Genomic DNA, 19,528 nt, shown 5'->3' on the forward strand with positions numbered 1-19,528 from the left:
TGAATAACCAAGTGCAGAAATGGAGTAATCCTGTTCTGCACTTTTTGTATTCTCGAAAGAGACGTTTATGTAAAAGTTCTATATAATAGGGGTAGTTTGTGATATAGAAAAGAGGATATATAAATATGAACGCACAAAAACTTTCAAAACGACTTGAAACAGTCGCTTCATTTGTCCCGACAGGAGCAATTGTAGCGGATATCGGAAGTGACCATGCCTATTTACCTTGTTATTTAGTGCATAAAGGAATTGCTGCGCGTGCAATTGCAGGTGAGGTTGTAAAAGGACCTTATGAATCAGCCGTAAAACAAGTCCGCACGGAAGGCTTAACAGATAAAATTACGGTACGCATGGCTGATGGGCTGGCAGCTGTTGAAGAATCGGATGAAATTACAGCTGTTACAATTGCGGGGATGGGCGGACCACTCATTGTGTCCATTCTAGAAAAGCATCCCGAAGCTTTAAAAACGGTTACCCGTTTAATTTTACAGCCGAATATTCATGCGAAAGCGATCCGTGAATGGGCAATGGTAAATGGCTGGGCTATCCAGGATGAGGTCATTTTAGAAGAGGACGGTAAAATTTATGAAGTCCTTGTATTACAGCGCGGGGAAATGAAATTAAACGAAGCGCAAACTTTGCTTGGGCCAAAGCTGATGGAAACGAAAGTACCGGTTTTCATCGAAAAATGGTCACGTGAAATCGCAAATTGGCAGCGTGTACAAAAAGCGATTTCAGAAGCGGAAAAAACGCCTGAAAATCAGGAAAAGTACGACCAACTTACACACTACATTAAAATGGTACAGGAGGCGATTGCGTGAAATCCGTAAACGGCAACGAGATTATCCAACTATTTGAATCATGGTCACCAAAAAAATATGCATGCATGCCGAATGACCCGATCGGATTGGCCATTGGTACGTTAAATAAGCAGGTTACAAAAGTGCTTGTCACACTGGATGTGACAAATGAAGTCGTGGATGAGGCGATCGACAACGGCTGTGAGCTTATTATTGCACACCATCCGCCGATCTTCATGAAACTTTCGAACTTGCGTACAGATAATCCGAAAGGGGCACTGTATGAAAAGTGCCTGAAAAATGATATTGCAGTATATGCAGCACATACGAACCTCGATGTAGCACCGGGCGGAGTCAATGATTTACTGGCAGATGCACTAAAATTGGAAGAACGTAAAATACTGGATGTTACATTCGAAGAGAAAATGATGAAGCTAGCTGTATTCGTTCCTAACGATGATGCAGATGCTTTACGTGACGTGCTGGCTAAAGCCGGAGCAGGCCGTTTAGGGCACTATGAGGCGTGCAGCTATACATTGCAAGGCAAAGGCCGTTTCCGTGCCACAGAAGGAGCAGATCCGGCTGTAGGGGAGATCGGTGAGCTTCACATCGAGGAAGAGGAAAAGGTGGAAGTCGTGTTCCCGCAATCGATGAAAAATAAAATTTTAAAGGCAATGCTTAATAACCACCCGTACGAAGAACCTGCGTATGACCTGTTTACAATGGATGTCGACACGAATGAACAAGGCCTTGGCCGTATCGGGAAGTTAAAAGAGCCGATGACATTACGGGAGTTTGCTGAGTTCGTAAAAGTGCAGCTGGACGTGCCTTGTCTGCGTGCAGTCGGACCGTTGGATCGTACTGTCCAGAAGGTTGCAGTAGTCGGTGGTGACGGCAATAAATATATTCGTGCGGCAAAATATGCCGGGGCGGATGTATTTGTAACAGGAGATATCGGCTTCCATATGGCACAGGATGCAGAAGTGGATGGTCTAAGCATTATTGATCCGGGTCACCACGTCGAAAAAGTCATGATTAAAGGTGTTGCTGAAAAAATGACTTCTCTATGTGATGAAAAAAAATTGCCGGTTGAATTTATCCAGTCCAAAATCAATACCGAACCGTTCCAGTTTATTTAATAGAGAATAACAAAAATCTCAATTTTCTCCGGCAGAAGAAAATTGAGATTTTTTTTCATTATTAGTAAGGCATGATCTTTTCTACTGGTTTTGGTGCTTTAATTTTCGGTAAAATTTTGTCCAATGTCACGGAACGTACGATTTCGTGTGTTGAAGGATCATTTTTATCGAACTTTTCAAGGAATGAAATAACTTCCTTAACGATTGGTGTCGGTGTTGAAGCACCTGCAGTTACTGCTACTGTTTCAACGTTTTCAAGCCATTCAATTTGCAGCTCTGAAACATCCGAGATGCGGTAAGATGGAGTTCCGGCAATTTCCACCGATACTTGTGTCAAACGGTTTGAGTTGTTTGATTTTGGATCGCCAACTACGATTAATAAGTCGGAAGCACCCGCCTGTTCAGCAACGGCTTCTTGGCGAACTTGTGTCGCTAGGCAAATTTCTTTATGCACTTCGACATGCGGGAATTTTTCTTTTAAACTATCCATCAGGAATGCAACATCCCATTGGCTCATTGTCGTTTGGTTTGTTACTAGAATTTTATCATTTTCAAAAGATAAATTATCGATATCTTTCATCGATTGAACTAAGTGAACGTGATCTGGTGCAACACCGATTGCGCCTTCCGGTTCAGGATGTCCTTTTTTACCGATATAAATAATATCGTAGCCTTCTGCTGTTTTTTCACGGATTAAGTCATGTGTCACCGTAACGTCCGGGCAAGTCGCATCAATTGATACGAGTCCTTTACGTTTTGCGATTTCACGAATTTCAGGTGATACACCGTGTGCCGTGAAAATAACGGTACCTTGCTCTACCTGTTCGATAATTTCTTTACGGTTTTCGCCATCAAGCGTAATGATGCCATCTTGTTCAAATGCATCTGTAACATGTTTATTGTGTACAATCATACCTAAAATGTAGATTGGTCTTGGTAATGTCGGATCAAGTGCGGCATTGCGTGCAATGACCATAGCGTCAACTACCCCATAGCAGTATCCACGCGGATTAATTTTAACAACTTTCATTTATACGTAACTCCTTTCAAAGCCCTGTAATTTCATTATATAGGACGTGTATGCTTTATTCAAAGTTCGCTTACTGAAATCTCTATTAAATTCGGTCAAAAAAGCAGTATATATCAAATGATAGCGCAAGTACAGGAATTTGCGAACGTTTGCTATAATAGCAGAAATAAATAAATCGTAAAGTGGGGAAATGGGATGGCGTTTTCTTTTTTCAAGAGGAACAAAACGGTAGCGTTAAAAAATCAGGTGGAATTTTGCATGACAAATTTATCGCTCGGCGCAGCGGATGTGTATGATGTGCTGCTGGAGCGCGATGATCTAGATATAACGGAATCCGGCTGTACATCAAACTGTGAAATTTGCGAATGTAATTTATTTGCCATTGTAAATGGTGAACTTATTAAAGCAGAAAATGCGGATGAACTTTTACAAAATGTCGAAAAAGAGCTGGAAGATAATTCTGTCCACTTTTAAAAGGCCAAATTGATAAAAATAAAGCTACACCATCATACAAAGGAGAGGACTCGTAATAATAAAAAACGAATCTGCACTCATTTGCCTTGGGGTAGCTTTTAAGGGTTATTCAAATGGCGGCTGAAATATTTTCGGTAATGATGGTTTTGATTTAACTTTCTCCTCAACCGGCTCTAGTTCTTGTCGGTTCCCTCGAGGATTCATTCTTTCTCTCATTCGTTCTCTTGGTCGCTCCTGTTGTTGCGGCATCGAAACAGTAGAAGATTCGAGCGGGTCCGATGTGTCTTTAAATCCTTTGTATAAACGCCATAAAGCGGGCAGATTTTTAAACATTGGTGCTGCCTGCTGAATATAAGGCGTGAACTTTTGGGCATTATTAAATAAAGAGTTTGCTCCTGATAAAAATCCTTCAAGTTTCGGTACACTCCCTGCTCCAGCTCCTGGTATAGGTGCTTGAGGAGGAATTGGCATATGGTTCATAAACTGGCCAGCTCCGGGAATTGGTCCTGCTCCAGGTACCGGACCTATCCCTGCTGCCGGACCTCGCATCATGTATGGTGCATACATTGGGAAGCGTGGTGCAACCGGCATTTGATTCATCATTGCTTGTGGTTGAAAGTAATAAGGTGGGCGCATAATAAACTCCTTTCTAAAAATCGACATGATATTACAATTTTCTTTCATAAATTCGTCCCAACTGTTTGACGTTGAAACTATTTACCGTTATGATATGCAGATGGTCACTTAAATGTACGAATTATAGTACAATAGGAAAGATGTAAGGAGGTACGTGAATGTCAAAATATACTGATTATCAATTCAAGCCATTTTTGCAGGACGCCATTGCAAAGCTTGGATTTACAGAACCGACACCCATTCAAAAAGAAATGATTCCACTCGTATTAAAAGGAAAGAGTGCAATCGGACAAGCTCATACAGGTACAGGGAAAACACATAGTTTTTTATTGCCAATCGTGGAGCGTATCGTAGAAGAAAAACAAGAAGTACAGGCGGTTATTACTTCGCCGACACGTGAGCTGGCACAACAGATTTTTGATGCATTAAACCAGCTAGTTGAAGGAACAGAAATTTCAACTAAATTATTTATCGGTGGTACGGACAAACAACGTACAATCGACCGTTTAAAAACACAGCCGCAAATCGTTGTAGGTACACCTGGTCGTATTAAAGATTTAGTAAAAGAAAATGCATTGCTTGTTCACACTGCCCCGATTTTAGTTGTCGATGAAGCAGACCTGGCATTTGACATGGGCTTTATTGAAGATATCGACGGTTTTGCGTCGCATATGCCTGAAAAGCTTGAAATGTTCGTGTTCTCGGCGACAATTCCAGAAAAATTAAAACCATTCTTGAAGAAATACATGGATTCACCAGTCCATATTCATATGAATGATAAACGCCCGGTAGCGGAAGGTATTGATTTTGTATTGGTGCCTGTACGTTCGAAAGCACGCAATACACGTTTACTTGAAGTAATTAAAGGAATCAATCCATTCCTTGCTGTTATTTTCTGTAACACACGTAAAAATGCAGAAGCTGTCGCAAGCTTTTTAGCAGAACAAGGTGTCCGTGCAGGACAAATCCACGGTGATTTAAGTCCTCGTGACCGTAAAAAAATGATGAAGCAAGTACGTGATCTTGAGTTCCAATATATCGTAGCAACAGATTTAGCTGCACGTGGTATTGATATTCAAGGAATTTCGCATGTCATCAACTATGAAATTCCGGAAGATCTTGAATTCTTCATTCACCGTGTTGGTCGTACAGCACGCGCCGGTACTAAAGGAACAGCGATCACACTGTACCAGCCGGAAGATGAGGATGCAGTAGTACGCATCGAAAAAATGGGCATTCCATTTGTACAAAAAGATATTAAAAATGGCGAATGGTCTGATTTAAAAGACCGTCACCAACGTGCAAACCGTAAAGGTGAGCGTAAAGAAGATGAAATTGATGTGAAAGCCAAAGCCCTCGTACGTAAGCCGAAGAAAGTAAAACCAGGCTACAAACGTAATATGAAGTGGGAAATGGAAAAAGTGAAAAAACGCGAACGCCGTATTAAAGCGCGCCGCAACAATAGATAATTTTACAAGGGGCTGCTTAGAAATATACTTCTATGCAGCCTGTTTGTTCGTTAAATGGAGGAAAGTAGAATGTTATTAGGTTCACATGTTTCAATGAGCGGAAAGAAAATGCTGCTAGGTGCCAGTGAAGAAGCTTTAAGCTATGGTGCCAATACGTTTATGATCTATACAGGCGCACCTCAAAATACGCGCAGAAAGCCGATTGAAGAGCTGAATATTATGAAGGGCCTGCTCCATATGAAAGACAACGGACTGTCCAATATAGTTGTACATGCACCGTATATTATTAATTTAGGGAATACGACAAAGCCGGAAACATTTGAGCTTGGCGTCAACTTTTTGCAGGAAGAGATTAAACGTACCGCTGCATTGGAAGCGACACAAATTGTGCTGCATCCTGGTGCCCATGTCGGCGCGGGCGTTGATGCAGGTATTGAGCGCATTGTAGAAGGTTTAAATGAAGTGCTGACACAGGATTACCCTGTACAGATTGCACTTGAAACGATGGCAGGCAAAGGCACTGAAATCGGTCGTACATTTGAAGAGCTGGCTCGTATTATAGATGGAGTAACAAACAATGAGCGCCTGTCGATTTGTATGGACACTTGCCATATTCATGATGCGGGCTACGATGTTGTAAATGATTTTGACGGTGTGTTAAATGAATTCGACAAAACGATCGGCTTGGACCGTTTAAAAGTACTGCACATCAATGATTCGAAAAATGTGCGCGGTGCTGCAAAAGACCGTCATGAAAATATCGGTTTTGGCGAGATCGGTTTTGAGGCGATGCATTATATTGTGCATCATCCACAGTTAATGCATTTACCGAAAATATTGGAAACACCATTTGTCGGTCCGGATCCGAAAAACAAACAAGCGCCATATTTACACGAAATTGCGATGCTTCGCAACAGTGAATTCCAGCCGGCATTAATTGATGCTCTGCGCGAATAATAACAAAATGAAAACATACTTTGCATAAATTTGATGCAAAGTATGTTTTTTTGCGTTTTTTATGACATAATTTGTTATAATAAGTTAACTGTAAATTAGCAAAATTCAAAAGGAGGAATCAGTTGATGAAAAAAATATTCCAGCTCGTCATTTTATTTGCACTCTTCTTTTCATTGCCTATTCAAAGTTTCGCATCAGTCAATAGTGCAGTAACGACACATTTAGGGAAAAGTAATGCAGCGGTGACGATACGGGACGCGGAGAGCGGTAAAGTTGTCTATTCTCAAAACGGGGACAAGCTGATGCGCCCGGCTTCGAATATGAAATTAGTATCCGGTGCTGCAGCATTGTCGATTTTAGGTGAGGACTACCGTTTTAAAACGGATTTATATATCGACGGCATTATCGTCAACGATACGTTAAATGGAAATGTGTACATAAAAGGCAGTGGGGATCCGACATTGAAAAAAGATGACTTTTTGGAGTTTGCCAAAGTATTGAAACGCAATGGTATTCGTACAATCAATGGTCACTTAATCGGTGATGATACCGCATTTTCCGGCAGTACATTACCACCAGGTGTTCTAAAATCGGATGAGACGTATTACTTCGGCGCGCGTACTTCTGCAATCACGATGTCCCAAAACAATGACTTTGACGCGAGTACCGTTATTATTACTGCAAAGCCCGGTAAAGTCGGTGTGAAACCGAGCTATTCGATTGAACCGAATTTAAGCGGGATGGTCATTTCCAATCAAGCGAAAACAGTTGGTAAAGGAAGTCGTAATACGATCACGATCAAGCGTGCCTACAACACAAACCGCATCATTATTTCCGGCAATCTTCCACAAGGCAGCAGCAAAAAGGAATGGGTAACATTGCAGGACCCGTCGAAAAATACGATGCAGGCAATTAAACAGACGCTGCAAGGGACAGGTTTAAAATTCGTGAACAGTTCGAAAGTGGAATTAGGGAAAGTTCCGAAAAAAGCAACATTGCTTTATACAAATGAGTCACGTACGCTGGCAGCCATTTTCCCGGCATTTATGAAGCTGAGCAATAACAGTATTGCCGATATTCTAGTCAAAGCGATGGGTAGGGAAGAACTTGGCGAAGGCAGTACAACTAAAGGTGTCACGTTACTGAAGAAGTACAGTGCATCATTGAATATTCCTGTAAACAACTGGCGTTTTGCTGATGGCTCAGGACTTTCGAATTCAAATCGTGTAACATCAAACGGTCTTTCACAGCTTCTTTACAAAGTTCAAAAAGAACCGTATTTCGATACATTTTTTGATTCGTTGCCAGTCGCCGGCAATAAAGAGCGCATGATCGGCGGAACATTAAAAAGCCGTTTAACAAGCAGTGCTTTGCAAAATAGAATTTATGCAAAAACAGGCTATATTCCGAATGTATACACGTTATCAGGATATATGAAAGGTCAAAGCGGAAAGCAATATATTTTCTCGATTTTACTTGAAAACAAATCGAATGGCACTGTATATATTGACCGAGCAATGGCAGCGCTTATAAAAAATCTATAGAGATAGAGGGAAAAACTGATGGAGAAATTACTATTAACAGGATTTGAACCGTTTTTATCAAACCCGATCAACCCAACAATGGAAGTCGTGCAGGCTTTGAACGGAAAATCAATCGATCAGTTTGAAGTTGTTGGTCATGTATTATCTGTGGACTTTGCAAAAGCACCGGAACAGTTTATGGCACTTGTCGAAAAAGTGAAGCCGACGATTATCGTTTCATTAGGGTTAGCTGCAGGCATCACGAAAATTTCCCCGGAACGCGTTGCATTGAATGTAAAGGACGGGGAAAAGGATAATGCGGGAAATGCATTTGAAGATGCACCGATTAAAGAAGATGGAGATGTTGCCTACTTATCGACATTGCCGATTCGTAAAATTGTCAACCGCTTAAATTCTGCAGGTTATCCGACAGCAATATCCAATTCGGCAGGAACGTATTTATGCAATAATGTGATGTATGAAGGCTTGTACTATGCTGCAAAGAATGAAGCGATCCGTGCAGCAGGGTTCATCCACATCCCTGCATCATTCGAGCTGGCGATCGAGCACGGCAAAATTCCGGGCTGGTCAATGCGAGATTTGACAGCAGCCATTGAACTGGCACTCGAAGTATGTGTAGAAAACGTGGAGCTTGCAGAGAAAGTATAATAATTTAAATAAATTCACATGTATGAAAAAATCAGCCGGGATACGGCTGATTTTTTTATATAGAAATATTATCGCAATTTAACAGCGAAAAACTACAACCCGACGAGCTTCATTAATTTTTTATAGCGCTTATCTCCAAGGAGCTTATGGATTTTTTGTAGCACTTCTTTTGGAATGCCGGTAAGCGCCCAGCCAATATTGGCATGCTTCAAAATCTTTTGCATCTTTTGAACTTCTTCGAGACTCAATTCAAGCCCCTGTTCTCTTGCAAATTCCTGTAGCTGGCTGTCATTCATTCCTTTTAAGTTATCAAACCATTGTAGCATTTGAATTGTCTTCATCCTTTCAAGTTAATCCCGCATTAGCGGGTAGTGGGTAGTAAGACTCCCGCCTCTAGATTTAAGCAGGGCGAAAAGGATAGGCGGGAAGTCAACTACCCGTAAAAGCCCGATTGGTTAAACTAACAATCAATGGGTGATGGGAAAAATACCCGCTAATTGAAGTTTAACTTTATTTCCTTTACATGAACAAAAAACTGCATTATACTAACATGATGTAAATCGTAATGATTTTGAATTAGAAAGAAGCGAACGAAATGAAAAAACCATTGATTGAATTGAAAGATGTCTCCTTTCAATATGAATACACACAAGCATTGAAAAATATTTCGCTACGTGTCAATGAAGGCGACTTTTTGGCGTTAATCGGTCAAAACGGTTCCGGAAAATCGACACTTTTGAAATTAATTTTAGGACTGTTAAAGCCCATGTCAGGGGAAATTAAATTATTTGGCGAACAAGCAAACCATTTTAAACACCGTGAATGGATCGGCTATGTTTCGCAAAAATCCAATGCCTTTAACTCGGGGTTTCCTGCAACGGTCGAAGAAGTCGTGAAAAGCGGTTTATCGCAAAAGGTTGGACTCTTTAAACGCTATCCAAAAGATGCGGACTTTTTAGTAAAAGGTGCTTTAAAAGATGTCGGCATGGAAAAATTTCTGAAACGGAATATTGGCCAGCTTTCCGGAGGGCAGCAGCAGCGTGTGTTCATCGCACGTGCTTTAGTGGCCGATCCGAAGCTCCTTATTTTGGATGAACCGACAGTCGGTATCGACCGCGAAAATGTGCAGGCATTCTATGATATGCTCGCACATTTAAATAAGCATCACAATATGACAATGATTTTAGTTACACATGATGTGGACACGGTTTCGGATCGTGTCAGTCATGTCGCATGCTTAAATCAGTCGATCCATTTCCACGGATACAAAAATGATTTTGATACGATTTCGGAAGAACAGATTGCTAGCTGGAACGGCCACTCTGTTCGAAAGATACATTAAGAGGAGCAGGCCGTTATGATAGAAGCTATATTAAACTATGAATTTTTACAAAATGCCTTTTTCTCAGGGCTTGTTATTGGCGTAATTGCACCACTATTAGGTGTATTTATCGTAGTAAGACGTTTATCGCTCATTGCAGATGCGCTTTCGCATGTCACACTTGCGGGGATTGCAGGAAGTCTGTACTTGAGTCAATCATTTGCAGCGCTGGCATTGCTGAATCCGATTTATTTAGGGATTATCGCATCGGTGAGCGGTTCGGTTTTAATTGAACGTCTACGCAGACTTTATAAACATTATGAAGAGCTTGCAATACCGATTATCATGTCCGGCGGTATCGGTGTTAGTGCGATTTTAATTTCACTTGCCAGCGGATTTAATACAGATTTAATGAGCTATTTATTCGGCTCCGTTTCTGCTGTATCACGCCAGGATTTATATGTTGTACTGGCAATTGCAGTCGTTGTCGTTTTATTTTTAATTCTGTTTTTCAAAGAGCTTTTCGTACTATCGTTCGATGAGGAATATGCAAAAGCGAGCGGTTTACCGGCGAAATGGATTCATTTGTTATTTATGATTGTTGTGGCACTCGTAATCGCAGCAAGTATGCGTATTGTCGGTATTCTGCTTGTTTCAAGCTTAATGACATTACCGGTAGCTGCAGCGATGCGATTAGCTCGCGGCTTTAAAGAAGCGATTATTTTAGCAATTGTATTTGGAGAACTGGCTGTAGTGATCGGACTTGTTTCTGCCTTTTACCTGAACTTGGCACCGGGTGGAACAATTGTTGTCACATCCATTTTGATTTTGCTGTTAGTAATTTTAATTAAAAAACTTGTATTGAAATTTTCAATCAAAACGGAAGGGGAAGAAGTACTGTGAATGCTGAACGCGCGTGGGAAATATTAAAGGATAATGGCTATAAAAAGACGGATAAACGAGAGTTGATTTTGGGTATGTTTGCAGCTACAGACAAATATTTGACTGCCCGTGATTTGCTGTCAGTATTGAAAAAAGATTTCCCTGGGATGAGTTTCGATACAATTTACCGTAATTTAGCTACTTTTGTAGAGCTTGATATTTTAGAAGAAACAGAATTGAACGGTGAGCGCAATTTCCGTATGCATTGCGAATCGGATCATCATCACCACCATTTTATTTGCCGAGATTGCGGGAATGTAAAGGAACTGTCTGTTTGCCCGATGGAAATGCTCGGTGAAAAACTGCCGGGTTATGCTGTTGAAGCCCATAAATTTGAAATTTACGGTAAATGTCCGGAATGTTTATCGTAAACGGAAAAAAATTTATTTGCATAATTTTGTTATTATGCTAAAGTGATTAAGACAAATTGAATAAATTTGCAGGAAAAAGATGCATTATGCATAAATGGGAATTCGGTGCAAATCCGAAGCTATATCCGTAACTGTAAGCGTAGATGAAAATAAGTGTGATACCACTGCTAATATAGCGGGAAGGTACTTATGAGTAAAGGGAAACGCAGAGCCAGGAGACCAATCTTTTTCTTATCGTAACATCCCTCTTCGGAATTAAAGAGAATGTACGGCAGTCACAGATCGAATGAGCATTATTGTGCCCTTTTTTGATTTCTGAAGCCATCCATTTTCTTGGGTGGCTTTTTTTCGTACCCTTGATAATTTCGGTGAGGCACTACTTGAAGTGAGGAGAATTTTTATGAAAAAGGATATTCGTTTTTCCTGCTATCCGTTTATGCGGGAAAAATCAAGCTGTGTCGATTATGAAATCCGTACCGATTCTTTAACAACACGAATTGGTACAGTATTTCCGACATTAGTCGATGATGCATCCGGACATGTCGTTTTGAAGGACTTAAGGATGATTCAACCGTTAGCCTATCATGCGAATGGTTCGGTCCGCGGCAAATTGGCCATTACATCTGAGGATCTGCAATGGCTCAGTGATCGATACGATTATTATGCAGGTGAAGTCAGGGAGTCGATTCAGCGGTTTGTACTGCCACAAGGAATCGAAAGTGCCGCAAGACTGCATATTTGCCGCAGTGAGGCGAAAAAGTCTTACAGGGCATTACATAAAGTGAGCGAAGAAAGGGACGTGGATGAAATTCTGTTTGATTTTCTTGGATTGCTTGCCAATGTATTTTTTGTCATGGCAGTGTATATGAATCAGCAGCATCAGCAAAAGGAAATACCATTCATCTCAAAATCTTATCCAACAAAAAAGAAAAAAGGAGTTACGACAAATGAAATTTAATAACAAATGGGTCGTTGCATTAGCGGCAACATTATTACTGGCAGCATGCGGGTCTGAAGAGGAAAAAACAAAAAAAGAGGAGCAAGCAGCATCCGAAAATGAAGCAACTCCGTATACAGTGACAGATGACCGGGGAGTTGAAGTGACCTTCGATGAAGTACCGGAAACGATTATTTCCCTTCAGCCAAGCAATACAGAAATTTTATTTGAACTGGGAGTCGGTGATCAAATTATCGGTGCCACAGAATTTGATACATATCCGGAAGAAGCACAAAAGATTGAACGTGTGTCGACCTCTACTGTCATAAACGCAGAACGTATTCTGGAATTAGATCCGGATGTCGTCGTTGCTTATACAATCGGAGAGGAAGCTCAAATTACCCAATTGGAAGATGCGGGTCTTAAAGTATTTGTAATCGCTTCGGCCGCGACATTTGATGATGTGTATTCGGACATTATCCAGTTGTCTGAAGTAATGGGGGTCGAACATAAGGGAGAAGAAATTGTAGCCGACATTAAATCACAAATCAAAACAGTACAGGAAAAAACAGCGGCAATTAGCACAAAGAAAAAAGCCTATTATGAAGTGTCACCAGCACCGGATTTATGGACTACCGGCAACAGTACATTCCAGCAGGAAATAATGGACCACGCCAATGTGGAAAATATTTTTGCGGATCAGTCGAGCTGGATCAGCGTAGCGGAAGAAGATGTTATTACGCGAAATCCTGAAATCATTATTACGCCAGCAACGTATATGGATAATGCAGTTGATGAGATACTTGGACGTACAGGCTGGAATAAAATACAGGCGGTAACAGATCAGGCAGTTTATTTAGTCGATGGAGATGTTATGTCCCGTCCTGGACCGCGTATTGGTGAAGCGGTAGAAATTATGGCACAATCAGTATACCCGGAACTATTTAAATAAGTATAAAATAGAAGGGCATGCCTTAGTCTGGGCATGTTCTTTTTACATATAAGGATGAGGGGGGAGACGATTGATTTTTATTACCGGTGGTGTACGCAGCGGCAAAAGTGCCTTTGCAGAGAAATATGCGAGGGAGTTAGGTGAGGAAAAGACATTCTACTATGTGGCGACAGGTGTATCTTTTGATGATGAAATGAAAAAACGCATTATCCGCCATCAGCAGGACCGTGAAAATCAAAATATCGACTGGACTACAGTAGAAATACTAGTGAAGGTTCCGGAAGCAATTGGGCAACTCTCAAACAATGCAGTAGTACTTTTTGAATGTGTGACAACATGGCTTTCGAATGTGCTGTATACATATGAACTTAAAAATGAAAATAGCGATTATATCGATAATTGTATCGGATCATTGCAAAAGCAATTGCTAACTTGGCGGAAGCAAGGTGCTACAATAATAGTTGTATCAAATGAAATATTGGATGAACTGCCTTCACAATATGAGGAAGTAAATTTATATCGTAAATTGCTGGGAGAGCTTCATCAATGGATTGTCCAAAATAGTGATGAAGCGTATGAAGTACAATTTCAGCTTGTACAGCGGTGGAAGTAAGGAGGAAGCAAGTTGAAAAATAGCTGGAGCGGTTTTTTATTGGCATGGCAGTTTTTTTCGGCAGTGCCGGTAAAAAAACAGCTGGATATGAATGCCAAGTCTGTTACATGGATGTACGGATTTTTGCCGATTGTCGGATTGCTGATCGGTGCCATAATTAGTAGTGGTGTATTGATTCTAACTCGCTATAGTGAGATTTCGGAGCTGCTGTTGGCGATTTTGATTGTTATCGGATTGATAGTCCTAACGGGTGGGCTGCATTTGGACGGGTGGATCGATATGAGCGATGCGTTCTTTTCCTATGGAGAAAAGGAGAAACGGCTGGAAATACTGGATGATCCGCGGACAGGCGCTTTTGGAGTCATTAGTGTGTTTTGCTTACTCGTATTAAAAATCGGTGTTATTTATGAAATGCTGTTGCATGGGCAATTGGCCATTGTGCCGTTTCTCATCTTCATTCCCTTTTTAGCAAGGATGGGGATGCTATTCTACTTTTTAACAGTGCAGCCTGCAAAGGAAAAAGGACTCGCTGCATATTTTAAAGGAATCGTCATTCAAAAGAAACTCGCTGTTTTAATCGGTGTTCAAACTCTCTTGGCATTTGCATGCTGGTTTTACATTGGCATTTTCAGTCTGTTTATTTTAATCGTAGTGATGCTGATGGCTGTTGTAATTTATCGCAAGTGGTCAAAAAAACATTTTGGCGGTGTGACAGGTGATTTACTTGGAGCACTCGGTGAAGGTTTGGAGGTTGTTCTATGGCTAACGATATTACTGTGCATTTAATCAGGCACGAAAAGACGAAAGCGAATTTGGATCGCAAATATATTGGCTGGAAAGATGAGCCGATATTACACAAAGTGGAGGCTGAGATTGATCTACACCCTAGCATCGTTTACGGGAGCGATTTGCGGAGATGCCGTGACACTGCACAATGTTATTTTCCGGATGCTGAATTTATCGCATCAAAGGAATTGCGTGAGCTGAATTTTGGGGATTTTGAAATGTGTACATATGAACAATTACAGCATAATGAAACATACCGGGCCTGGATTGACGACCCGCTTGAAAACCCGATTCCGAACGGAGAAACGTTTGACCGCTTCAAGCAGCGTGTACTGGACGGTTTTCACAGCATCGTAAAGGAAAAGAAAGAATATACGTTCATTGTACATGGAGGCGTAATTCGATTATTACTTGCCATTTATGGGGCGAAGGAGCAATCCTTCCAGCAAACAATCGCCAATCATAGAACAATCTATACACTTGGCTGGGAAACGATCGATGAACTCATAGGAGGTGCGAGATGTACGTTATACTCGGAGGCGCACATAACGGTAAACGAAAATATACAGAAAAACTGATCGAACAGTTACCTGGAAAAGAGCTGATTGTTTGTGAAGGGTATTTGCCAAATATGGAAAATATAAATGAGAACGAGCGCTACATAATCAGTAATTTTGAACAGATCATTTTACCGTATCTCGATGAACCGGAAGAAAAGGCTGCCCAGCAGATTTTCGAACAGATGATGCAAATTGCGGGAAGGGCAGAACTGTTTTGTGTTTGTACGGATACAAGCCGCGGTGTAGTACCACTGGAAAAAGAAGCGCGGCAATTAAGAGATACATGCGGCCGGCTATACCAGTTGCTTTGTAATGAAGCACAGACAGTTATTCGTGTATGGTACGGCATCCCACAAATTTTAAAAGGAGATTCTCATGGACAAGACTAAATTACGTTTAATCATTTTAACAGCATTAATTGCGGCAATTTGTGTGATTGGGAGTTTTATTAAAGTACCGGTAGGGATAGTAGGAACAGCTGCATTCGATTCTGCACCCGCTCTTATTAGCGCAATCTTCCTACCGCCTGTTTTTGCAGGCGCGGCAGGGGCACTCGGTCATATCGCGACAGGTCTTACATCCGGTTTTCCACTCGGCATTTTACATCTGTTAATCGCAGCGGAAATGTTTATGATCGTTGCGGTATTTGCGAAGATGCATCGAAAAGGCCTTCATCTATTAAAATGGATCTTTGTAATCATCGCAAATGGTATCATTGCACCGATTCCGTTTTATTTCATTATTTCTCCGGCATTTTACATCGGCTCAATTGCCTCTTTAACAATTGCGACAGCTGTGAACTGTCTTATCGCAATACTTGTCATGCCTGTATTGAAGACGGTCGTGCAGCGAGTAGGGGTTAATGTATGAGAAATGCGATAGAAGTTAACGGGTTAGTCGTATCAATTGATAATTCGGGTTGTATCGGTACAAAAGAGCAAGACATTGTCCAGGTGCCAAATGAAATTACCGCTTATTTTACAGCACGTACAGCTATTTTGGAGCAGCTTTGCGCGGGTGCCATCCCTGTTCAGTTAGTAATGGCCAACTTTTCGGGCGATGATGTTTGGCCAGAATATGAGCTGGGGTTTAAAAAGGCATTTTCCGAAATGGGGCTGGAGATGCCGCCGTTAATGGGTTCGAGTGAAACGAATTTCCAGTCGCTACAATCAGCGGTTTCCCTCACGATGTTAGGAAAAAAGAAATTTGAACGAAATACAAACAATTGCGAGTTTTATGTTGTCGGTGAACCGCTTGTCGGAAATGATGTGATGGAAAACCGAAAGAAAATCGCTCAGTTGAATGAGTTGTACGAAGGACTGAATAGCGGTTGGATTCAAGCAATATGGCCAACTGGTTCTAAAGGAATCGGGGCCGAAATAATCCGTTTTGCCGGTGAAAATTATACAGCAGATGTTGATTTAACAAGTTCGGCAGGCCCGTCATGTGCAGTGCTGATTGCTGTGAAAAAAGAGCAAGCAGAACAGTTCAAAGCAAAAATGACAGCACCTGTAAGAAAACTTCTGAAAACGAGAAAATGATTGCGTAGAAATTTGCTCGAAAACTAATGGAACTGCTAGAAAAAAATATTTTTTGTCTAAAATTAAAAAATACTAAATTTTCTAAAAATAACATGGTATGATAAAGTGTATCAACTTAAATTAGTTAAGGAGCATGAAATTATGACAACATACCAAATTACAACTGAGTTATCAACAAATAGAAAACAGAAGACACCTGCAGAACAGCTTGGTTTTGGTAAAATTTTTACTGACCATATGTTTGTTATGGATTATGAAGATGGAAAAGGATGGCATAATGCGACAATTACACCATATGCTCCGATTACATTAAGCCCTGCTGCGATGGTATTCCACTATGGACAAGCAGTATTTGAAGGTCTGAAAGCATATATGACAGAAGATGGGGAAGTCCAGTTATTCCGTCCGGACCGTAACTTCCAACGATTAAATACTTCCAATGCACGTCTTTGCATTCCACCGATTGATGAGGACTTTGCATTAGAAGCTTTAAAAGAATTACTTCGAGTAGATCGTGAGTGGGTTCCGACAGCTCCAGGTACATCTTTATATATTCGACCATTCATTATTGCGACAGAAAGCTATTTAGGTGTAAATCCTGCGAATAGCTATAAATTTATGATTATCATGTCACCAGTTGGCTCTTATTATAAAGAAGGCATTAACCCGGTTAAAATTTTAGTAGAACAGCACTACGTACGTGCCGTAGTTGGCGGTACTGGTGAAGCAAAAACAGCCGGCAACTATGCATCGAGCTTAAAAGGCTCGGAAATTGCTGCACAACAAGGCTATTCTCAAACATTATGGCTGGACGGGAAAGAAAATAAATACGTAGAAGAAGTAGGCAGTATGAACATCTTCTTTAAAATTTCAGGAAAAGTAATTACTCCGGCATTAAACGGCAGTATTCTACCTGGGATTACTCGCGATTCAATGATTCAAGTATTAAAATCAAAAAACATTCCGATTGAAGAGCGTGCAATTGCTTTTGAGGAAATTGTAGAAGCGGCTAAAAACGGTACTTTGGAAGAAGCATTTGGTACAGGTACTGCAGCTGTCATTTCACCGGTAGGGGAGCTGAAGTGGCTGGATGATATCATAACTGTCAACAACGGCCAAATCGGTGAAGTCACACAAATGCTATACGATACGTTAACAGGCATCCAGTACGGTAAAGTTGAAGATCCGTTTGGTTGGACGGTTAAAATTTAATAAAAGAAAATACAGCACCTTCCGTTATGGAAGAGGCTGTATTTTTTATTGTATTAATTATTTTTCAAGTACTTCTTCAACTCGTGAAAAGTCTTCCCGAGGAATTATTGCCGATTTTTCAAATGCATTTTTTCCGACATATGTTTCAATTAGTTCTTTAACATCAATACCGGAAGAGGCTTTTAATGTTTCCTGTAAGCCGGCCATTAAATCAGTCGCATAACCCGTCACTTTACCAGCACCGCCGTTTGCACCGCCACCTGTATCAACAACTGTAATCTTATCGATATTAGAAAGTGGGCTCGCAACTTGTTTTGCGTATTCCGGTAACATTTTCACAATCATATCAAGGACAGCTGCCTGACCGTATTGTTCAAACGCTTCTGCAATTTTCTCTTTCGCTTCAGCTTCCGCAAGACCGCGCAGACGGATAATTTCTGCCTCTGCCGTACCTTGTGCACGCTCTGCATCGGCTTTCGCCAGACCATCTAAACGAATACGTTCCGCTTCAGCTTGTGCCTGTGCTTCAATCCGGTATTTCTCCGCATCTGCTTGTGCAAGCTCTTTACGTTTTTGCGCTTCTGCGTTTTGTTCGATCGCATAACGATCCGCATCTGCTTTTTTCTTAACTTCCGAATCATATTGCTTCTCACGACGTAGAATTTCTTTTTCTTCTAATTCAATTTGCTTTTGACGTTCAATGATTCGTACTTGCATTTCCTGTTCGGTTACTTCCTGTTTCGCACGTGCAGATTCCAGTTCGTATGCCTGGTCGGCACGAGCTTTTGCGATATCCTGCTCGCGGCGGTATTCAGCCACTTTTAACTGATTATTTTTCTCGGCTTCCGCAATTTCAGTAGCACGCTCTAATTCAGCCTGTTGCGCTTCCTGAGCCGCCTGTGCACGTTTAATACGTGTTTCTTTATCTGCTTCAGCAGTTGCGATATCGGCATCACGTTTCACTTGTGCGATTCGCGGCTTACCTAGAGAATCCAAATAGCCGTTTTTATCACGAACATCTTTAATTGTAAATGATACAATGACCAAGCCCATTTTCGCTAAATCTTGTGATGCGACACGCTGTACTTCCTGCGAGAACTTATCACGGTTTTTGTAAATCTCTTCAACAGTCATCGATCCTAAAATCGAACGTAAGTGACCTTCAAGTACTTCACGCGCTTCACTTTCGCGTTCCTGTTTATCTTTTCCTAAAAATTGCTCGGCAGCAGTGGCAATTTCCGAAATTGAACCACCGATTTTGATGATTGCTGTACCATCCGCCATAACCGGAACACCTTGCTCTGTATAAACTTCCGGAGTTGTTACTTCGAGTTTACTTGAAAGTAGACTAAGTGGTTTTGCCTGTTGGAAAACCGGGAATACAAATGTACCACCACCGCGAATAATCTTGATGCGGTTTCCTGAATCATCGGTATGTACATTTTTGCTTCCTAAATAGCTCCCTGTTACGATTAATGCTTCATCCGGACCAGCTGTGCGATATTTCATAATATAGACGGCTACAAGAGCGACAATTAGAAATACAACTACCCCCACTGTTAGTAAAATTCCTGATATCCCTGCCAAACCTGACAT

The 19,528-nt window shown here is 41.1% G+C and carries 23 protein-coding genes and 1 riboswitch; of the genes, 19 read left to right on the plus strand and 4 right to left on the minus strand.

The window, feature by feature from the left end; genetic code table 11:
• Positions 1-125 precede the first annotated feature (125 nt).
• Both MKY51_RS05335 and MKY51_RS05340 read left to right on the plus strand, forming a co-directional pair.
• Complete coding sequence (locus MKY51_RS05335; RefSeq protein ID WP_339175715.1) at positions 126-821, plus strand: tRNA (adenine(22)-N(1))-methyltransferase TrmK; 696 nt, start codon at positions 126-128, stop codon at positions 819-821.
• A complete protein-coding gene (locus tag MKY51_RS05340) occupies positions 818-1,939 on the plus strand; it encodes a Nif3-like dinuclear metal center hexameric protein (RefSeq protein ID WP_339175716.1) in 1,122 nt (373 codons plus the stop codon). Before MKY51_RS05335 ends, MKY51_RS05340 begins: the two co-directional genes overlap by 4 nt.
• A 61-nt stretch (positions 1,940-2,000) precedes the next feature.
• On the opposite strand, the gene MKY51_RS05345 is transcribed toward MKY51_RS05340, so the two are convergent.
• Entirely contained in the window at positions 2,001-2,969 is a 969-nt protein-coding gene (locus tag MKY51_RS05345; protein WP_339175718.1) for a 4-hydroxy-3-methylbut-2-enyl diphosphate reductase, read from the minus strand.
• A 195-nt stretch (positions 2,970-3,164) separates the two neighbouring features.
• On the opposite strand from MKY51_RS05345, the gene MKY51_RS05350 reads away from it, so the two are divergent.
• Positions 3,165-3,443, plus strand: coding sequence for a DUF1450 domain-containing protein (locus MKY51_RS05350; protein WP_339175719.1), 279 nt, complete (start codon positions 3,165-3,167; stop codon positions 3,441-3,443).
• A gap of 105 nt (positions 3,444-3,548) precedes the next feature.
• Here the strand turns inward: MKY51_RS05350 and vrrA are convergent, their stop codons facing one another.
• Complete coding sequence (gene vrrA, locus MKY51_RS05355; protein WP_339175721.1) at positions 3,549-4,079, minus strand: VrrA/YqfQ family protein; 531 nt, start codon at positions 4,077-4,079, stop codon at positions 3,549-3,551.
• 158 nt (positions 4,080-4,237) lie between these two features.
• Here vrrA and MKY51_RS05360 point away from each other — a divergent pair, with 158 nt between their 5' ends.
• From MKY51_RS05360 to MKY51_RS05375, 4 genes are all read left to right on the plus strand, one after another.
• Complete coding sequence (locus MKY51_RS05360) at positions 4,238-5,548, plus strand: DEAD/DEAH box helicase (protein ID WP_339175722.1); 1,311 nt, start codon at positions 4,238-4,240, stop codon at positions 5,546-5,548.
• Between the two features lie 69 nt (positions 5,549-5,617).
• On the plus strand, positions 5,618-6,505 hold the full coding sequence (locus tag MKY51_RS05365) for a deoxyribonuclease IV (protein WP_339175724.1): 888 nt from the start codon (positions 5,618-5,620) through the stop codon (positions 6,503-6,505).
• A gap of 125 nt (positions 6,506-6,630) precedes the next feature.
• Positions 6,631-8,049, plus strand: coding sequence for a D-alanyl-D-alanine carboxypeptidase/D-alanyl-D-alanine-endopeptidase (gene dacB, locus MKY51_RS05370; RefSeq protein WP_339175725.1), 1,419 nt, complete (start codon positions 6,631-6,633; stop codon positions 8,047-8,049).
• A gap of 18 nt (positions 8,050-8,067) precedes the next feature.
• Complete coding sequence (locus MKY51_RS05375) at positions 8,068-8,697, plus strand: pyroglutamyl-peptidase I (RefSeq protein WP_339175727.1); 630 nt, start codon at positions 8,068-8,070, stop codon at positions 8,695-8,697.
• A gap of 92 nt (positions 8,698-8,789) precedes the next feature.
• On the opposite strand, the gene MKY51_RS05380 is transcribed toward MKY51_RS05375, so the two are convergent.
• Positions 8,790-9,023 (minus strand): isopropylmalate synthase, encoded by a 234-nt coding sequence (locus MKY51_RS05380; protein WP_339175728.1) that lies wholly within the window; start codon positions 9,021-9,023, stop codon positions 8,790-8,792.
• 269 nt (positions 9,024-9,292) lie between these two features.
• On the opposite strand from MKY51_RS05380, the gene MKY51_RS05385 reads away from it, so the two are divergent.
• The 12 genes from MKY51_RS05385 to MKY51_RS05440 all read left to right on the plus strand — a co-directional run bounded on the left by MKY51_RS05385 (position 9,293) and on the right by MKY51_RS05440 (position 17,932).
• The gene (locus tag MKY51_RS05385; protein WP_339175729.1) at positions 9,293-10,039 is read left to right on the plus strand and encodes a metal ABC transporter ATP-binding protein; all 747 of its coding nucleotides are present in this window, start codon (positions 9,293-9,295) and stop codon (positions 10,037-10,039) included.
• Between the two features lie 15 nt (positions 10,040-10,054).
• Positions 10,055-10,921 (plus strand): metal ABC transporter permease, encoded by an 867-nt coding sequence (locus MKY51_RS05390; RefSeq protein ID WP_339175730.1) that lies wholly within the window; start codon positions 10,055-10,057, stop codon positions 10,919-10,921.
• On the plus strand, positions 10,918-11,331 hold the full coding sequence (locus MKY51_RS05395; protein ID WP_339175732.1) for a Fur family transcriptional regulator: 414 nt from the start codon (positions 10,918-10,920) through the stop codon (positions 11,329-11,331). The genes MKY51_RS05390 and MKY51_RS05395 overlap by 4 nt, the downstream gene beginning before the upstream one ends.
• A gap of 60 nt (positions 11,332-11,391) precedes the next feature.
• Positions 11,392-11,574, plus strand: a riboswitch (cobalamin riboswitch).
• A 157-nt stretch (positions 11,575-11,731) separates the two neighbouring features.
• Positions 11,732-12,289 (plus strand): hypothetical protein, encoded by a 558-nt coding sequence (locus MKY51_RS05400; protein ID WP_339175734.1) that lies wholly within the window; start codon positions 11,732-11,734, stop codon positions 12,287-12,289.
• A complete protein-coding gene (locus tag MKY51_RS05405; protein ID WP_339175735.1) occupies positions 12,279-13,220 on the plus strand; it encodes an ABC transporter substrate-binding protein in 942 nt (313 codons plus the stop codon). Before MKY51_RS05400 ends, MKY51_RS05405 begins: the two co-directional genes overlap by 11 nt.
• A 70-nt stretch (positions 13,221-13,290) precedes the next feature.
• Complete coding sequence (locus MKY51_RS05410) at positions 13,291-13,833, plus strand: bifunctional adenosylcobinamide kinase/adenosylcobinamide-phosphate guanylyltransferase (RefSeq protein WP_339175737.1); 543 nt, start codon at positions 13,291-13,293, stop codon at positions 13,831-13,833.
• A 12-nt stretch (positions 13,834-13,845) separates the two neighbouring features.
• Positions 13,846-14,619: an adenosylcobinamide-GDP ribazoletransferase gene (gene cobS / locus MKY51_RS05415; protein ID WP_339175739.1), complete on the plus strand. Its 774-nt coding sequence runs from the start codon at positions 13,846-13,848 to the stop codon at positions 14,617-14,619.
• Positions 14,592-15,197, plus strand: coding sequence for a histidine phosphatase family protein (locus MKY51_RS05420; RefSeq protein WP_339175740.1), 606 nt, complete (start codon positions 14,592-14,594; stop codon positions 15,195-15,197). The genes cobS and MKY51_RS05420 overlap by 28 nt, the downstream gene beginning before the upstream one ends.
• Positions 15,140-15,568, plus strand: coding sequence for a bifunctional adenosylcobinamide kinase/adenosylcobinamide-phosphate guanylyltransferase (locus MKY51_RS05425; RefSeq protein WP_339175741.1), 429 nt, complete (start codon positions 15,140-15,142; stop codon positions 15,566-15,568). Before MKY51_RS05420 ends, MKY51_RS05425 begins: the two co-directional genes overlap by 58 nt.
• On the plus strand, positions 15,555-16,049 hold the full coding sequence (locus MKY51_RS05430) for an ECF transporter S component (RefSeq protein WP_339175743.1): 495 nt from the start codon (positions 15,555-15,557) through the stop codon (positions 16,047-16,049). The genes MKY51_RS05425 and MKY51_RS05430 overlap by 14 nt, the downstream gene beginning before the upstream one ends.
• Entirely contained in the window at positions 16,046-16,720 is a 675-nt protein-coding gene (locus MKY51_RS05435; protein WP_339175745.1) for a hypothetical protein, read from the plus strand. Before MKY51_RS05430 ends, MKY51_RS05435 begins: the two co-directional genes overlap by 4 nt.
• 141 nt (positions 16,721-16,861) lie before the next feature.
• Complete coding sequence (locus MKY51_RS05440; RefSeq protein WP_339175747.1) at positions 16,862-17,932, plus strand: branched-chain amino acid aminotransferase; 1,071 nt, start codon at positions 16,862-16,864, stop codon at positions 17,930-17,932.
• Positions 17,933-17,989: 57 nt separating this feature from the next.
• Here the strand turns inward: MKY51_RS05440 and MKY51_RS05445 are convergent, their stop codons facing one another.
• Complete coding sequence (locus MKY51_RS05445; RefSeq protein WP_339175748.1) at positions 17,990-19,528, minus strand: flotillin family protein; 1,539 nt, start codon at positions 19,526-19,528, stop codon at positions 17,990-17,992.

Origin of the sequence: Solibacillus sp. FSL R5-0691 (genome assembly GCF_037974225.1) — a bacterium.
Taxonomy (GTDB): domain Bacteria; phylum Bacillota; class Bacilli; order Bacillales_A; family Planococcaceae; genus Solibacillus.

Coding starts and splice junctions, on each gene's coding strand:
- MKY51_RS05335 (WP_339175715.1), top strand. CDS start 126: ATGAACGCACAAAAACTTTCAAAACGACTTGAAACAGTCGCTTCATTT.
- MKY51_RS05440 (WP_339175747.1), top strand. CDS start 16,862: ATGACAACATACCAAATTACAACTGAGTTATCAACAAATAGAAAACAG.
- MKY51_RS05375 (WP_339175727.1), top strand. CDS start 8,068: ATGGAGAAATTACTATTAACAGGATTTGAACCGTTTTTATCAAACCCG.
- MKY51_RS05435 (WP_339175745.1), top strand. CDS start 16,046: ATGAGAAATGCGATAGAAGTTAACGGGTTAGTCGTATCAATTGATAAT.
- MKY51_RS05365 (WP_339175724.1), top strand. CDS start 5,618: ATGTTATTAGGTTCACATGTTTCAATGAGCGGAAAGAAAATGCTGCTA.
- MKY51_RS05360 (WP_339175722.1), top strand. CDS start 4,238: ATGTCAAAATATACTGATTATCAATTCAAGCCATTTTTGCAGGACGCC.
- MKY51_RS05420 (WP_339175740.1), top strand. CDS start 14,592: ATGGCTAACGATATTACTGTGCATTTAATCAGGCACGAAAAGACGAAA.
- MKY51_RS05405 (WP_339175735.1), top strand. CDS start 12,279: ATGAAATTTAATAACAAATGGGTCGTTGCATTAGCGGCAACATTATTA.
- MKY51_RS05350 (WP_339175719.1), top strand. CDS start 3,165: ATGGCGTTTTCTTTTTTCAAGAGGAACAAAACGGTAGCGTTAAAAAAT.
- MKY51_RS05390 (WP_339175730.1), top strand. CDS start 10,055: ATGATAGAAGCTATATTAAACTATGAATTTTTACAAAATGCCTTTTTC.
- MKY51_RS05400 (WP_339175734.1), top strand. CDS start 11,732: ATGAAAAAGGATATTCGTTTTTCCTGCTATCCGTTTATGCGGGAAAAA.
- MKY51_RS05425 (WP_339175741.1), top strand. CDS start 15,140: ATGTACGTTATACTCGGAGGCGCACATAACGGTAAACGAAAATATACA.
- MKY51_RS05345 (WP_339175718.1), bottom strand. CDS start 2,969: ATGAAAGTTGTTAAAATTAATCCGCGTGGATACTGCTATGGGGTAGTT.
- vrrA (WP_339175721.1), bottom strand. CDS start 4,079: ATGCGCCCACCTTATTACTTTCAACCACAAGCAATGATGAATCAAATG.
- MKY51_RS05445 (WP_339175748.1), bottom strand. CDS start 19,528: ATGTCAGGTTTGGCAGGGATATCAGGAATTTTACTAACAGTGGGGGTA.
- MKY51_RS05385 (WP_339175729.1), top strand. CDS start 9,293: ATGAAAAAACCATTGATTGAATTGAAAGATGTCTCCTTTCAATATGAA.
- MKY51_RS05380 (WP_339175728.1), bottom strand. CDS start 9,023: ATGCTACAATGGTTTGATAACTTAAAAGGAATGAATGACAGCCAGCTA.
- dacB (WP_339175725.1), top strand. CDS start 6,631: ATGAAAAAAATATTCCAGCTCGTCATTTTATTTGCACTCTTCTTTTCA.
- MKY51_RS05430 (WP_339175743.1), top strand. CDS start 15,555: ATGGACAAGACTAAATTACGTTTAATCATTTTAACAGCATTAATTGCG.